The 14,412-nt window shown below is 38.0% G+C and carries 15 protein-coding genes; 5 read left to right on the top strand and 10 right to left on the bottom strand.

All coding sequences use genetic code 11. The annotated features are described in order from the left end of the window. Together aroB and MWU56_RS02505 are read left to right on the top strand one after the other, a co-directional pair. On the top strand, window positions 1-1,056 hold the full coding sequence (gene aroB, locus MWU56_RS02510; protein ID WP_247041876.1) for a 3-dehydroquinate synthase: 1,056 nt from the start codon (window positions 1-3) through the stop codon (window positions 1,054-1,056). Window positions 1,057-1,150: 94 nt separating this feature from the next. Beyond that, a complete protein-coding gene (locus MWU56_RS02505) occupies window positions 1,151-1,477 on the top strand; it encodes a hypothetical protein (RefSeq protein ID WP_247041874.1) in 327 nt (108 codons plus the stop codon). On the opposite strand, the gene MWU56_RS02500 is transcribed toward MWU56_RS02505, so the two are convergent. The 3 genes from MWU56_RS02500 to MWU56_RS02490 form a co-directional block, all read right to left on the bottom strand. Further along, entirely contained in the window at window positions 1,478-1,996 is a 519-nt protein-coding gene (locus tag MWU56_RS02500) for a DinB family protein (RefSeq protein ID WP_247041872.1), read from the bottom strand. A gap of 16 nt (window positions 1,997-2,012) precedes the next feature. Next, a complete protein-coding gene (locus MWU56_RS02495; protein ID WP_247041870.1) occupies window positions 2,013-2,492 on the bottom strand; it encodes an Lrp/AsnC family transcriptional regulator in 480 nt (159 codons plus the stop codon). 98 nt (window positions 2,493-2,590) lie between these two features. Further along, window positions 2,591-3,694, bottom strand: a complete 1,104-nt coding sequence (locus tag MWU56_RS02490; protein WP_247041869.1) for a M14 metallopeptidase family protein — start codon at window positions 3,692-3,694, stop codon at window positions 2,591-2,593. Between the two features lie 283 nt (window positions 3,695-3,977). Here MWU56_RS02490 and MWU56_RS02485 point away from each other — a divergent pair, with 283 nt between their 5' ends. Both MWU56_RS02485 and MWU56_RS02480 read left to right on the top strand, forming a co-directional pair. Next, a complete protein-coding gene (locus MWU56_RS02485; RefSeq protein ID WP_247041867.1) occupies window positions 3,978-4,385 on the top strand; it encodes a helix-turn-helix transcriptional regulator in 408 nt (135 codons plus the stop codon). Window positions 4,386-4,459: 74 nt separating this feature from the next. Then, window positions 4,460-4,795 carry a DNA topoisomerase IV gene (locus MWU56_RS02480; RefSeq protein WP_247041865.1) on the top strand — a complete coding sequence of 112 codons (336 nt, stop codon included), beginning with the start codon at window positions 4,460-4,462 and terminating at the stop codon, window positions 4,793-4,795. A gap of 75 nt (window positions 4,796-4,870) precedes the next feature. Here MWU56_RS02480 and MWU56_RS02475 read toward each other — a convergent pair whose 3' ends face one another. From MWU56_RS02475 to MWU56_RS02450, 7 genes are all read right to left on the bottom strand, one after another. After that, window positions 4,871-5,833, bottom strand: a complete 963-nt coding sequence (locus MWU56_RS02475) for a sterol desaturase family protein (protein WP_247041864.1) — start codon at window positions 5,831-5,833, stop codon at window positions 4,871-4,873. A 61-nt stretch (window positions 5,834-5,894) separates the two neighbouring features. Further along, a complete protein-coding gene (locus MWU56_RS02470) occupies window positions 5,895-8,522 on the bottom strand; it encodes a DNA gyrase/topoisomerase IV subunit A (RefSeq protein ID WP_247041863.1) in 2,628 nt (875 codons plus the stop codon). Between the two features lie 24 nt (window positions 8,523-8,546). Next, the gene (locus tag MWU56_RS02465; protein ID WP_247041862.1) at window positions 8,547-10,406 is read right to left on the bottom strand and encodes a DNA topoisomerase IV subunit B; all 1,860 of its coding nucleotides are present in this window, start codon (window positions 10,404-10,406) and stop codon (window positions 8,547-8,549) included. A gap of 102 nt (window positions 10,407-10,508) precedes the next feature. Then, window positions 10,509-11,411, bottom strand: a complete 903-nt coding sequence (locus tag MWU56_RS02460; RefSeq protein WP_247041861.1) for a DMT family transporter — start codon at window positions 11,409-11,411, stop codon at window positions 10,509-10,511. Window positions 11,412-11,478: 67 nt separating this feature from the next. Continuing rightward, complete coding sequence (gene ychF / locus MWU56_RS02455) at window positions 11,479-12,573, bottom strand: redox-regulated ATPase YchF (RefSeq protein WP_247041860.1); 1,095 nt, start codon at window positions 12,571-12,573, stop codon at window positions 11,479-11,481. Between the two features lie 165 nt (window positions 12,574-12,738). Further along, window positions 12,739-12,861 carry a hypothetical protein gene (locus MWU56_RS16505; protein WP_262917768.1) on the bottom strand — a complete coding sequence of 41 codons (123 nt, stop codon included), beginning with the start codon at window positions 12,859-12,861 and terminating at the stop codon, window positions 12,739-12,741. Window positions 12,862-12,913: 52 nt separating this feature from the next. Beyond that, window positions 12,914-13,267 carry a 4Fe-4S dicluster domain-containing protein gene (locus MWU56_RS02450; RefSeq protein WP_247041853.1) on the bottom strand — a complete coding sequence of 118 codons (354 nt, stop codon included), beginning with the start codon at window positions 13,265-13,267 and terminating at the stop codon, window positions 12,914-12,916. An 84-nt stretch (window positions 13,268-13,351) separates the two neighbouring features. Here MWU56_RS02450 and MWU56_RS02445 point away from each other — a divergent pair, with 84 nt between their 5' ends. Further along, complete coding sequence (locus MWU56_RS02445; protein ID WP_247041850.1) at window positions 13,352-14,398, top strand: acyl-CoA reductase; 1,047 nt, start codon at window positions 13,352-13,354, stop codon at window positions 14,396-14,398. The last annotated feature ends 14 nt before the right edge of the window (window positions 14,399-14,412 follow it).

The following is a 14,412-nucleotide window of genomic DNA, read 5'->3' as shown; positions in this document are numbered from 1 at the left end:
ATGGAGTCGGTTAAATCACAGTCTTACGAGGTACATATTAATGAATTGGCAAAAGCTGCCCTCAACCAACATGTTGCAAGCAGGAAATATTCCAAAATCTTCCTGTTGGTGGATGAAAATACCAAGGAACATTGTTTGCCAATTTTCGATAAAATATTCAATGGCTCTGTTGATTCCATGTTGGAAATCCCGTCTGGTGAAGAAAATAAGAATATCCAAACCTGTTTACAGCTATGGGAAGGCCTTTCAAATTTAGATGGTGACAGAAAAAGTTTGCTGATTAATCTTGGTGGCGGTGTATTGACCGATATGGGAGGATTTGTAGCTTCTACTTTTAAAAGAGGTATCGATTTCATCAACATCCCTACTACCCTGCTTTCCATGGTCGATGCGTCCATCGGAGGTAAAACTGGCGTGGACCTTGGTGCGCTGAAAAATCAGATTGGGGTAATCAATCAGCCACAAATGGTATTAATATTCCCTGAATTCATAAAAACGCTGGACCCACGTCAAACCAAAAGTGGGTATGCTGAGATGCTGAAGCATGGCCTGATTATGGACAAGAATTATTGGAAAGATCTTACGGAGGAACATAATTTTACCGACCCTTCTTGTATTCAACGGTCAATAGCGATTAAGAACGAAGTAGTGTTACAAGATCCAACGGAGAAGGGATTACGAAAAATCTTAAATTTTGGACATACGCTAGGGCATGCCATAGAATCATATTGCTTGGAAAATCAAGATAAGAGAACCCTGTTCCATGGTGAGGCCATAGCCGTGGGGATGATTTTGGAAGGTTACTTATCGCACGAGCTCCGTGGACTTTCCAAATTGGCATTGGATGAAATCAAAAAAGGGTTTTTGACGCATTTTGACAAAGAAAATTTTACTTATAGTGATATCCATGCCATCCTTCAATTGTTGAAATATGACAAGAAGAACTCACATGGCAACGTGAATTTTGTTTTGCTTCAAGCTATTGGTGAAGCTGTAACTGACATTGAAATTCCTGAAGAATTGTTTCAAAAAGCGTTTGCTTACTACATGGAATAAACACTTCGCATACTTAATTTTTAAGTTCGCAACTCTTTGAGTACTATCAAGTTCAAAATTCCTAGTTTAGGAATGTAATTAATAACTAACCATTATGAAACGAATTTTGATAGATTACAAAAAGTTGGACCACAGAGTCGCAGCTATTTTGATTGACACCTATCCCGACGGATATGGCGACGATGACATTATTACCATTAAAAAACCGAATGGGGTGGTCATTGAAGCTGTGGAGGTAAAAACGGAAGATACCGTCTATTTGGTGAAAATAAGTAAAAGCCTTTCCACTTTTATAGCAAATTTTGAAGAAACCATTGAAAAAGAACTGGACAAAGATTTAGTTTCTTCTGAATTTAAAGAAAACACCTATGAAGATTTGGAATCTACCCCAGAAAACTTGGAGGAAGACCAAAACTATTGATTACGACAAATATCTTTCTTCTATTATCCGAATATGGTGCGCCTGGTGTCCACTTATAATGAACCCCATGGCCCGTACACTTATTTTTGAACCACTAGCCGTCCCTACTCTTTTTAATGCCTCTTCATCAAAAGATGAAAATAACGTTGCAGTAGCACCTCTTACCGCCAAATATTCTTCGATCAAATCATTTTTTGTTCGATTGGTGGGGTTGGAAAATGGTACATAGTCGTCTTGATCAAAACCAGGCAACAGGGTTTTATCATTACGGGCAATACAAAGCGAACGATATTGGAATATCCGTTCCGTGTCCAGCATATGTACTATGGATTCGGCCAGAGTCCATTTACCTTTCTCGTATGCAAAATGAAGCTTTCCTTCTGGAATTTTCTCTAAAAGCGACAAAAAATCTGACCTACCAGCTTTTAATTCCTCAAATAAATCCACATCACCTAACGCCATTATATAGGTTCGATAGAATGGATTGTATTCAGAAGGTGGCAGTTCCGAAAGAAGCATCAATGTTTTTATGGAATTACAGCTCGTTGAAAATGGTGTGCATCAAACGTTTTTTATCGTTGATACTTTCCTCCAAGGAAATCATAGTTTCCGTTCTGCTGATACCGTCTATATCATCTATTTTAAAAATGATATTTTTGGCATGCGTGGTATCCTTTGCTCTGATTTTACAGAAAATATTGAATTTTCCGGTGGTAATATGACCTACAGTAACATAAGGTATCTGACTAAGTCTTTCCAGTACAAATTTGGTTTGATGTGTTTTTTCCAAAAATATACCTACATAAGCGATAAAGGAATATCCTAGCTTAACATAGTCTAAAGTAAGGGAAGAACCTTTTATGATTCCGGATTCTTCCATTTTTTTGACACGAACATGAACCGTACCTGCTGAAATCAGCAATTTCTTGGCAATATCCGTAAATGGTGTACGGGTATTATCGATTAACATATCCAATATCTGGTGATCTATCTCGTCTAATTTAACTTTGTTCATTACATCGAATTTGCAGCAAAAGTAGTTAAAAATGAAAAATTACGTAATAAAAAAGGGGAATTTTAAAATAAAATGTAAGAACTAACGATTAACGGTGTTTAATTCTTGGTTTTTAACAACAAATCTAAAAGTTTTATTTCCGCAGAATTAAAGCCAAAATCCTTGGTATCAACGCATACTATTGTTTTATGAGCATAAAACCTGTCAAGCGCTCCAATTTCAACTATTTCAGGCGTAAAAATAACTTTATCAACATCCAAAACTTCTTTATAGCGAATCCCTATCTTTTGTCCTTGTTCAATTTCAGGATTGACCAATTCTGGATTTTCAATTATCACATCAAAAAACAATTTCTGATTCCCGGGAATTGAAAAGTAGTCACCTGTGCTATACATGTCAATTTTGTCTTCGGCAATAATTTTTAGTGCTTCCAACATAGAAAGAAAGATGTATTCCCGAGTTTTTTCTCGTTCATAATCTTTAGGGTAGTGTCCTGATTCAAATAAAATTGTAGGAACCCCCAACATTTGAAATGTGTCACCAATACAATTATCATTAAACCCATCATCGTACCTCCCAACCTGACCAGGAATATGTTTTTGGAGCATTTTATTCATCCCAACAATTAATTTCATGGCAACCTCTCTGGCAGGAGTTATATCCCTAGCTTTATTACTTGAGGGCGACAAAAATGAAATGGTTGCTGATTTGTCCGTGTTTCCAGCACTGAACAATGTGCGTTGATCATGTAAATTAAAACAGAAGTTGGGCTGAAACGACTTAAATAGATTTCTTAATGCAATGGACTCTGGCTGAGATAAATTTTTTGCATCACGGTTCAAATCTACCTTATTTATGTTTTCGCGAGTATACAAGTTAGCTCCATCAGGATTAAGCATAGGAACAATAAGCAAATTACATTCCTTTAAAATTTGTGTAGCCAATGGATTTTCGGATTGTAGAAAATTAACCATGTCCCAAACTGCTTTGGTGGTTGTGGATTCGTTCCCGTGCATTTGGGACCACATAAGAATCTTTTTTTGCCCAGACCCTAATTTAAAAGCGTTGATTTCAATTCCGTCAACAGAATTTCCAATATGGATTAGTGGGAACGGTAATTTCGAAAAACAAGGCTGTATTATGTCCGCATTTATGTACCTGCCATTAATGGACTTTTCCTTATACAATAAATAATCAATCATGGGGCTTATTCTTAAAGTTTACAAAAGTAACCAACCTTTAATTTACATTTGTAACACCACATCGATATAAAATAGTTACAAATGTAATTTGATGAGCAATGAAAATTATCAGTTTTAGATATTTTTGTAAACACCGCATTGTTTATACATATATTGCATTATTTATCAAAGAAATACAATGTTTTATGTCTAGTATTTATTGAATTAATACAAGTGTATTTCATATGTTTTGTTTTGATTTAAAACTTATAATGTTATCTTGGGCACATATTAATTTACACTTGTGAATAAAGATATTGTAACACGCATACAAGCGATCATCGATCATTTCGAATTATCTGTCTCAGGATTTGCTGATGAGATTGGTGTGCAACGATCCAGCATTTCCCATTTGTTGAATGGGAGAAATAAACCTAGTCTGGATTTTGTCATGAAATTGGTAAACACCTACCCCGAGGTTGATTTATATTGGCTATTAAAAGGCGAAGGGTATTTTCCAAGAAAAGCAGATACCGAAATTCTAAATGAAACTGATGGAACTTCAGAGGAGGTGGAAATGTCAATAGATGAGAATCTCGAAATAAGCCATTCGAACAATGAAAAGCAGATAAACGGACCTGTAGAGCCTTATAAAATTGTTTTTTTCTATACTGATGGTACTTTTAAAACATTCAGTCCAAAAAACGATTGACCTTTTCACCTACTTTCCGTTTCTTTGCTGTTATGATAAAATTCATCTTTTCTTTCGTGATTTTACTATTTTTTATGGCATGCGGTCAAGCTCCACAACGTAACTGTGAAGACTTTAAAACAGGGTCTTTCTCTTTTAAAGCCACAATTAATGGCGAAGAAAAAGAGACTGTGTTTCATAGGACTTTGGATTTAGAGGTTGACGAATTTGAAGGTAAAAAGGATTCCTCTTCTATTCGCTGGATCAATGACTGTGAGTATGTGCTAAAAAATTTGAATCCCAAAAACAAAGCAGAAGAGAAACCTATTCATATAAAAATATTGACGACATCGGGGTCTTCATATACTTTTGAATACAACATTGTTGGTGATAATAATAAATTTAAAGGAACCGCCTTTAAAATTGACTGATCTAATGCAGTTTTAGCACATCAGGATTTAGAAGTGATGATATTGCCTTTATGAAGTGTAATGTTCACAAATACATCAATTGGGTCTCTGGTACGTCAACTCTGGACTTGCTGCTTTTTGCTTATTGAACAAGCGCTGCTGTTGTTTTACCGTAAGCGTGCTCCCATCATGACTCCATCCCGGAGGGCCAAAGATATACATCAATTTATGTGACAATTTTTTGGACTTCTTCATGTCGTTCCAAATGTCTTTGAACTCATGCGTAAGAATAACCATAGGGTTGTAAGAATCTGGCGCATGTATTACACCGTACTTAACATCGATATCATCATCCAATTCTTTCCAGGTGCCGAACACTTTGTCAAATATATTCAAGAACCCTCCATGATTTTTATCCAAATATTCCACATTTTGGGCGTGGTGCACTTGGTGCATGGTGTGCGTGTTCATAAATTTTTCCAAAAACCCAAGCTTTGGAACATATACGGTGTGCAATTGAAACTGCCATAGGGCTTCAATTCCCAAACATACCAAAACCATTTCTGGAGGGAATCCAATGGCCGGCATCCATATATAAAAGAAGGGCTTGTATAATATTGTAAACCACCCGTTACGTATGGCCGTACCCAAGTTAAAATTGTCCGATGAATGGTGAACAATGTGGGCTGCCCACAAAATCCGGATTTCGTGATTGGCCCTGTGGAACCAGTAATAGGTGAAATCGTCTGCCAATTGGCACAGGATCCAAACAAACCAAGCGTAACCAAAAGATGCATATCCCATAATGTTGGTTCTTACCCCATCAACCTCGGGATTAAAAAGCTCGTAGGTTCCTTCGAACAGCAAAATAGCAAATGCCACTTTAAATAATGGCCCTAAAATAGCCGATCCTATTCCCATAAAACCACTTGCAGCCAAATCCTTCCAATTATACAGATCGTGATGATCGTGATCGTGGGTTTTGCTATATGTTAATTCCAGTAATATAAAGGCGATAAATACTGGCACACCGTATACCAGGGGGTTTGTAAAATCCATAAAGAAAATTTAAGCTTTACGCTTTAGATATGTTGTTTGCGAAAATAAGCCATAATAAGCATCAAAACAAAGTGGTTTGGTCGGAACTGTCATTATTTGTCTCTATATCATCATCGCCGTTTTCTATTTGCTCTTCACCAACCACTTCAATATCTTCTGTTTTTTGCTCTTGGGGTTCTTCGTATGGTAAAGATTCCAAAACGTTGATATTCTTGACTTTTTCCGGGGTAATTTGATTTCCGAGGGCTTTAATTCCTTTAACGGATATAAAATCCTCAACATCCACCTCTTGGTTGGGTTTAGGGTCTTTCCCTCGTGGTTTTACAAATTCTATTTCCAATCTAGGTCTCCAATCTGTGGATACGAGTTCCATATAAGAATTGGTGTCGTCGGAAATTACAACTTCTTCCCTGTTTGGATTTTCTATCAAAAATCTTTTTAGGTAAAAGCGTTCCTTGTCACCTACGTAGTGTACAACTGAAATTGGCTTGTCTGGGTTCCACTTTTCCAACACGACCATGTTGTCGTTAAATCGGGTCAGCAAATCTGGTGGAATGGTTTTAACAATGCCTTTCTGGTCTATTACCAACAGCAGGTCATCTCCTTTGAATTCACCAAGTAACTCCCCTCTTCCATCAACATTTAGTCTGCTCACTACATCATCGAACCAAATTTTTCTCGGTTTTAAGGTGGAAACTCCTTTTTCTTTTAATTCAATGCGTTTTACCGCATATTTAGTAACTAGATTTCCTTTAGATCCACGGCCTTTGATAAGTACATCTGAAAAATCAAGATCCCATTTAAGTTTCTTTATGCTTCCCGATTGACGCAGCATTATTGTGACAACTTCGGCCTCGCCATTGGGGTTTGCTGAAAAATATAGTACTTCGGCAGATGGCTTGTCTCCAGTGAGCTGATACAGCTTGTCCCTTGTCATACTGGTTACATTGAATCGCTTCACGTAACTTGGGCCGCCTTTCATGATTTTGTAAATCATGTTGTAAGTAGTGCGCTTGTCTTTCTTTTTAAATACGGCTACGTGGATAATGTTTTTCCCGATAAACACCTTGGAATCCACTTTGGTGACCATCATTTCGCCTTTTTCCGTAAAGACAATAATGTCGTCAATGTCACTACAATCCGTGACGTATTCATCTCTTTTTAAAGAGGTTCCGATAAAACCTTCTTTGCGGTTTACGTAGAGCTTCGTGTTTCTAATGACTACTTTGGTAGCTTCGATATCATCAAAAATTCTTATTTCTGATTTCCGCTCCCTGCCTTCACCATATTTCTTTTTGAGCTCTTTAAAATAAGCAACTGCATAGTCTATCAAATGCTCCAAGTGATGCTTGGTTTCGGCAATCCTATCCTCTAAACTTTCAATGAGTTGTTGTGCTTTATCTAAATCAAATTTTGAAATTCGTTTGATTCGGATTTCGGTCAATCGAACAATGTCTTCTTTGGTTACGGCCCTCTTTAAATGTGAAATATGTGGTTTCAACCCTTCATCAATAGCCTTGATCACCCCTTCCCACGTTTCCTCTTCTTCGATTTCACGGTAAATCCTTTTCTCAATAAAGATTCTTTCCAACGATGAAAAGTGCCATTGCTCCTCAAGTTCGTCCAATTGTATTTGAAGCTCTGCTTTAAGTAAGTCCACTGTATTGTCTGTGGATCTTTCAAGCATCTCTTTTACACCGATGAACAAAGGTTTATTGTCTTCAATAACACAACCTAGGGGCGATATGGATGATTCACAAGCGGTAAAAGCGTAGAGGGCGTCAATGGTTTTGTCGGGAGAGATTCCATTTGGCAAGTGTACCAATATCTCTACTTCGGCTGCCGTGTTGTCCTCAATCTTTTTTACTTTGATTTTCCCTTTATCATTGGCTTTTAAAATGGAATCAATCAATGAAGAAGTGTTGGTGCCATACGGAATTTCGTTAATAACAAGAGTGTTCTTGTCCAATGTTGAAATTTTTGCCCGCACCCGAACCTTGCCCCCGCGCATACCGTCGTTGTAGTTAGTTACATCAATGATTCCGGCTGTTGGAAAATCGGGATAAATGGTAAATCGCTTTCCTTGTAAATGTTTTATGGAAGCGTCTATCAATTCAATAAAATTGTGGGGTAAAATTTTTGTGGAAAGCCCCACGGCTATTCCTTCCGCACCTTGCGCAAGCAACAATGGAAATTTTACGGGCAGATTTACCGGTTCTTTCTTTCTGCCATCATAAGATAGTTGCCATTCTGTAATTTTTGGGCTGTACACAACTTCGAGCGCGAACTTTGAAAGTCGAGCCTCTATATATCGTGGTGCTGCGGCTCCATCCCCGGTCAAAATATTTCCCCAGTTACCCTGAGTGTCGATTAGTAGATCTTTTTGCCCGATTTGAACCATGGCATCAGCAATACTGGCATCGCCGTGGGGATGATACTGCATGGTATGGCCCACAACATTGGCAACTTTGTTATAGCGACCATCGTCCAATTCTTTTAATGCATGCATGATTCTGCGCTGAACGGGCTTAAATCCATCTTCAATGGCAGGTACGGCACGTTCTAATATTACATACGAAGCGTAATCCAAAAACCAATCCTTGTACATCCCCGTAACCTTCACCAGGCTATCTTGGGAGTCCTCTTGGTGGTCTAAACTTTCATGGTTCAGTTCTTCATTATCTTCCATTTAGAAGCAAGGCATTTATTTGGGTTATAGTTGGTTTTCTTCTATTAAATCAAGTTCTACTTTAAGGTTGTTTATGATAAACTCTTGCCTATCCGGTGTATTTTTCCCCATATAAAATTTTAATAGACTATCTATGCTCATTGCCTTATCCAGCATTACCGGTTCCAAGCGAATATCATCTCCAATAAAGTGCTGAAACTCATCCGGTGAAATTTCGCCCAATCCCTTGAATCGGGTAATTTCCGTTTTTCCGGTTAGTTTTTCAATTGCATTCCTTTTTTCCTCATCACTGTAGCAATAAATGGTTTCTTTTTTATTGCGTACTCTGAACAACGGGGTTTGAAGAATGTACAAATGATTTTCTTTTATTAGTTCTGGAAAAAACTGTAAGAAAAAGGTAATCAACAACAATCGAATATGCATTCCATCCACATCGGCATCCGTGGCAATTACGATATTGTTGTACCTCAAATCTTCCATGGAGTCTTCAATATTAAGCGCAGCCTGTAAAAGGTTGAACTCCTCGTTTTCGTACACAATTTTTTTGGACATTCCGTAGGAATTCAAGGGTTTCCCACGTAAACTAAATACGGCTTGGGTGTTCACATCCCTGGATTTGGTAATGGAACCTGATGCGGAGTCGCCCTCTGTTATAAAAAGAGTGGATTCCAAACGGCGGTCTTTTTTCATGTCTTGAAGATGGACACGACAATCCCGAAGTTTTTTATTGTGGAGACTGGCTTTTTTGGCACGGTCCCTGGCAAGCTTTCGAATACCGGAAAGTTCCTTTCGCTCTTTCTCTGCCTGTACTATCTTTCTTTGAAGCGCTTCGGCGGTCGGCGGGTTTTTATGCAGGTAGTTGTCCAATTGTGTACCTACAAAATCATTTATATATGTACGTACTGTGGGCAAATTACCTCCCATATCGGTAGAGCCTAGTTTTGTTTTCGTCTGGCTCTCGAACACGGGTTCCATTACTTTTATGGAAACCGCGGAGATAATCGATTTTCGAATGTCCGACGCATCATAATTTTTACCATAGAAATCGCGAATGGTTTTCACCACAGCTTCTCTAAATGCAGATTGGTGCGTACCTCCTTGCGTTGTATGTTGTCCATTTACAAAAGAATGGTATTCTTCACTATATTGTGTTTTGCTGTGGGTCATTGCCACTTCAATGTCATCACCCTTGAGATGGATAATGGGATATAGAAAGTCTTCTTGATTATTGTTATCCTCCAACAAATCTTTTAAACCATTTTCGGAATGGAATTTTTCTCCATTAAAAACAATGGTTAAACCAGGATTCAAGTAAACGTAGTATTTGAGCATCCGCTCTACATACTCATTTCTGTATTTGTATTTTTTAAAGATGGATTCATCGGGAATAAAACTTACCTTGGTTCCTTTTCTTCTGGATGATTCTTCCAAAAGCTCTTCGTTGACCAAATTCCCTGTTTCAAACTCTGCAAATTTGGATTGTCCGTCTCTGTTGGATTCAACTCTAAAATATGTAGATAGTGCATTCACAGCTTTGGTACCTACCCCGTTCAATCCTACGGATTTTTTAAAGGCACGGGTATCGTACTTACCTCCCGTATTCATTTTGGAAACCACGTCCACTACTTTGCCAAGTGGAATGCCACGACCGTAATCGCGAACATGTACCGTGTTTTCCTTGATATTGATCTCGATGGTCTTTCCCGCTCCCATTACAAATTCATCGATAGAGTTATCGAGAACTTCTTTTAGGAGAATATAAATTCCATCATCTGCGGAGGAACCGTCGCCCAATTTTCCAATGTACATCCCCGGACGCATACGAATATGCTCCTTCCAGTCCAGCGAACGGATATTATCCTCAGTATATTGGGTGTCTGCCATTAGTTAAGGGTTAATCATTGCAATATAAAATATAGGGGCTAAAATAAGAGTATGTGCGGTAGAAAGTAATCAACAATGAAAAACAATAATTGTTAATATATATCAGCCTTTAGCCTTATTTTTTCCTTGTATCGATAAATAGGTCACTCCAAAAATAACCACTAACATTCCAACAAGTTGCCAATATGTGAGTTTTTCGTCCAAAAACACAAAAGCCAACAATATGGTTGAAATGGGCCCCAAACTTCCCAAAATTGAAAAATTGGAGGCGCCCAGTCTTTCGATTGCTGCCGAAACTAAAAAAGACGGAATAAATGTGGCAAAAATGGCCATGACCAAACCATAAGCGTAAACAGGCCAAGGGTAATCCATTAATTCCCAATTGCCAGAAACCACATAATGGAATACAATACAGATGGTGGACACTATCATAGCATAGCAGGTAAACCGTAGTGCCCCAAATTTGGGTATCAACCAACCACTTCCTACTAGATATGATGCGTAGGTAATGGCACTCAATAAAACCAAAAAACCGCCTAAAAGTACTTTAGTTCCAGCAACGTCCAATTCATCCCAAAATGTAATCACTACGCCAATATATGTAATGACAATAGCAATAAACTGTACCCGGGTTATCTTTTGTTTAAAAACCAACCAACTAAGAAATACAACAATGGTGGGATACACGAACAAAATAATCCGCTCCAATCCTGCCTTTATGTAGTTTAACCCTAAAAAGTCGAAATAACTAGCCAAATAGTAGCCAACGAAACCAAAAAGAAAGAGCCAAGCATAATCCTTACCGGCAATTGTTGTTTTTGTAGATTTTTTACGAATCAGAAAGAGCATGAAAATGTAGAACGGCAGGGAAAACAACATTCGAAACAAAAGCAAATCAAGTGTATCCACATCGTAGGCATAGGCAAGTTTTACCATAACAGCTTTCGAGGAGAACATAACAACTCCCAAAACACCATATATAACCCCCAAACTCTTTCTGGACATAATTCAAAACTAGTCCACGTCAGTAGATTGGAAAATCAAAACAATAAGGATTACGATGTCCAGCGCTTTATACGTTGAACCTAAAGTGCATCACATCACCGTCTTTTACAATGTACTCTTTACCTTCTACACGCATACGGCCGGCTTCTTTTACTTTGGCTTCGCTACCGTGTTCTATGTAGTCGTCGTAAGAAATGACTTCGGCGCGGATAAATCCTTTTTCAAAATCGGTATGGATGACACCTGCAGCCTGTGGTGCAGTAGCCCCAACAGGAATGGTCCATGCTCGCACTTCTTTGACACCTGCAGTAAAGTAGGTTTCCAAATCGAGTAATTTATAGGCGCCACGAATCAATTTTGCGGAACCAGGCTCTGAAAGACCAAGGTCTTCCAAAAACATTTGACGTTCTTCGTAGGTTTCCAACTCAGTGATGTCTGCTTCTGTTCCTACAGCCAAAAAAATGACTTCGGCATTTTCGTCGGCAACTGCTTTTTTTACTTTTTCTACATAAGCATTTCCATCGACAGCTGCGCTTTCGTCCACATTACAAACATACATTACAGGTTTGTCCGTAATCAATTGTAGTGGTTTTACGAATTCTTCACGTTCATCTTCACCAACTTCAATGGCCCTTACGGATTTTCCAGCCTCAAGCCCTTCTTTTAGTGCAGAAAGCACCGCTTCTTCTTTCTGGGCTTCTTTATTACCGGTTTTAGCTGCTCGTTTTACTTTATCAAGCTTTTTCTCAACACTCTCCAAATCCTTTAATTGCAATTCCATGTCAATGGTCTCCTTGTCCCTTATTGGGTCCACGGAACCGTCAACGTGTACTACGTTATCATTATCAAAACAGCGGAGTACGTGTAGAATGGCATCGGTTTCTCGGATATTTCCCAAAAATTGGTTCCCAAGTCCTTCCCCTTTACTGGCACCCTTTACCAACCCTGCTATATCCACAATTTCCACTGTTGCGGGCAGTACACGTTCAGGATCGACCAATTCTTCCAATTTCTCCAAACGTGTGTCCGGTACATTGACTATACCAATATTAGGTTCTATGGTACAAAACGGAAAATTGGCACTTTGTGCCTTTGCATTGGATAAACAGTTGAAAAGTGTTGATTTTCCAACGTTGGGCAATCCTACAATACCTGCTTTCATTTACTAGCTATTAGATTTCGATATCAGATTTTTGTTATCAGTATTCAAAAAAAAATTTCTATAATTAGTATAGAATCTTGATTTCATTTTTAATTGCTAAATGCTAACCAATCATTGAAAACTGATTTGAGGCTGCAAATATAAGTTGAAGTTTTAATACTGTGACTAAAAGCCTTGAATCAATAAATAAAGACTGATAACCACCAAAGCGATCATTCCAAAAATGGCAATTAGGGACAATGTGCACCCTACATGTTTCCAAATACCGTTATAATCTTTTTTTTGCATAAAAAAACCCGAATCATTTAAGGTTCGGGCTAAATTAAATGTTTTTTATGGCTTAACCATCTGGATGCATAAACTTTTGTTTGCCCAGTAATTCTTCCTCGGTTTCTTCGTGGTCCTCATCCGGTACACAACAATCCACAGGACAAACTGCCGCACATTGTGGTTCTTCATGAAAGCCTTTGCATTCCGTACATTTATCTGGAACAATATAATAAAGTTCATCACTGACAGGCTCTTGAACCTCATCAGAGCTAACTTCTTTGCCATTGGGCAAAACTACATCGCCTTTTAATGAAGTTCCATCACTATATCTCCATTCATCTGCACCTTCATAAATTGCTGTATTTGGGCATTCTGGCTCGCAAGCACCACAATTTATGCATTCATCTGTTATAATAATTGCCATAATTTTCTTTTCCTTTTGGGCTGATTCATATCAGCATGCTTACTTTTACAAAAATAAACCCTACTAAATTAGTGTACAAATTTAATGGCACCGTATATTAAAACTATAGAAGCTTTTGTTAAACTTGGAAAATACCTAACAGATTTTTGCAATAATGGCTATTTCAAAGAGGCTGAAGACCACACTGGACTCAAGGAAGTTATTGCAGTTGCTGGACACCATAATGGGTGGTTTAACGAAGATAATATTGTGTTTTCCCTTCAACAATGGGGCGCTTTATTGACTGAGGAAAATCTTAAGGACTGGTTGTCCAATTATAATGCTATTAAAGAAATCCAACCAAAAACCGTAGCCATTGTAATGGCTGGCAATATTCCCTTGGTCGGATTTCATGATTTTTTATGTGTGCTGCTGTCTGGAAACAAAGTATTGGCCAAGTTGTCGTCAAATGATAAATTGCTATTACCTTTTCTATCAAAATATTTGATAAAACAAGAGCCTTCCTTAGCGAACCGTATAGTGTTTGTGGAAGGGCGATTGGAGAACTTTGATGCAGTTATTGCCACTGGAAGTAACAACACAAGCCGTTACTTCGAGCATTATTTCGGAAATAAACCGAATATAATCAGGAAGAATAGAAATTCGGTAGCTATCCTCACTGGAAATGAAACAAAAGAGGAACTAAAAGCGCTTGGGGAAGATATTTTCCAGTACTATGGATTAGGCTGTCGTAATGTTTCCAAAATCTTTGTGCCAAAGAACTATAATTTTGAAGTGCTGTTCAATGCACTTTTTCATTATAAAGATATCATCCATCATCATAAATATGCCAATAATTACGATTATAACAAAGCGGTGTATTTAATGAGTGAATTTAAAATACTCGACAACGGCTTTTTAATTTTAAAGGAAGAAAAAAGCCTCTCCTCTCCTATTTCCGCATTGTTTTATTCTTATTATGAAGATGAAACCAGCCTTACAAAAGAATTAAAAGAACTTAATGAGCAAATCCAATGTGTGGTTTCCGGTAGTACAAGGGAAAATCACATCAATTTTGGTGAAACTCAAAAACCAAGCTTAAACGACTACGCGGATGGAATTGATACCATGGAGTTCCTGCTAAAACTTTAAGAAAAAGCTAACTT

It is taken from the genome of Allomuricauda sp. F6463D (assembly GCF_023015965.1).
Classification (GTDB): Bacteria; Bacteroidota; Bacteroidia; order Flavobacteriales; family Flavobacteriaceae; genus Flagellimonas.
The sequence above is the reverse complement of the archived record's forward strand: the minus strand, read 5'-3'. Positions and strand labels throughout refer to the sequence as shown.

Excerpts from the sequence above, each read along its gene's own strand:
- MWU56_RS02465 (WP_247041862.1), bottom strand. The coding sequence starts at position 10,406 with ATGGCAGACACCCAATATACTGAGGATAATATCCGTTCGCTGGACTGG.
- MWU56_RS02490 (WP_247041869.1), bottom strand. The coding sequence starts at position 3,694 with ATGATTGATTATTTATTGTATAAGGAAAAGTCCATTAATGGCAGGTAC.
- MWU56_RS02495 (WP_247041870.1), bottom strand. The coding sequence starts at position 2,492 with ATGAACAAAGTTAAATTAGACGAGATAGATCACCAGATATTGGATATG.
- MWU56_RS16505 (WP_262917768.1), bottom strand. The coding sequence starts at position 12,861 with ATGCAAAAAAAAGATTATAACGGTATTTGGAAACATGTAGGGTGCACA.
- MWU56_RS02480 (WP_247041865.1), top strand. The coding sequence starts at position 4,460 with ATGGCATGCGGTCAAGCTCCACAACGTAACTGTGAAGACTTTAAAACA.
- MWU56_RS02475 (WP_247041864.1), bottom strand. The coding sequence starts at position 5,833 with ATGGATTTTACAAACCCCCTGGTATACGGTGTGCCAGTATTTATCGCC.
- MWU56_RS02500 (WP_247041872.1), bottom strand. The coding sequence starts at position 1,996 with ATGCTTCTTTCGGAACTGCCACCTTCTGAATACAATCCATTCTATCGA.
- MWU56_RS02460 (WP_247041861.1), bottom strand. The coding sequence starts at position 11,411 with ATGTCCAGAAAGAGTTTGGGGGTTATATATGGTGTTTTGGGAGTTGTT.
- aroB (WP_247041876.1), top strand. The coding sequence starts at position 1 with ATGGAGTCGGTTAAATCACAGTCTTACGAGGTACATATTAATGAATTG.
- MWU56_RS02450 (WP_247041853.1), bottom strand. The coding sequence starts at position 13,267 with ATGGCAATTATTATAACAGATGAATGCATAAATTGTGGTGCTTGCGAG.
- MWU56_RS02445 (WP_247041850.1), top strand. The coding sequence starts at position 13,352 with ATGGCACCGTATATTAAAACTATAGAAGCTTTTGTTAAACTTGGAAAA.
- MWU56_RS02470 (WP_247041863.1), bottom strand. The coding sequence starts at position 8,522 with ATGGAAGATAATGAAGAACTGAACCATGAAAGTTTAGACCACCAAGAG.
- ychF (WP_247041860.1), bottom strand. The coding sequence starts at position 12,573 with ATGAAAGCAGGTATTGTAGGATTGCCCAACGTTGGAAAATCAACACTT.
- MWU56_RS02505 (WP_247041874.1), top strand. The coding sequence starts at position 1,151 with ATGAAACGAATTTTGATAGATTACAAAAAGTTGGACCACAGAGTCGCA.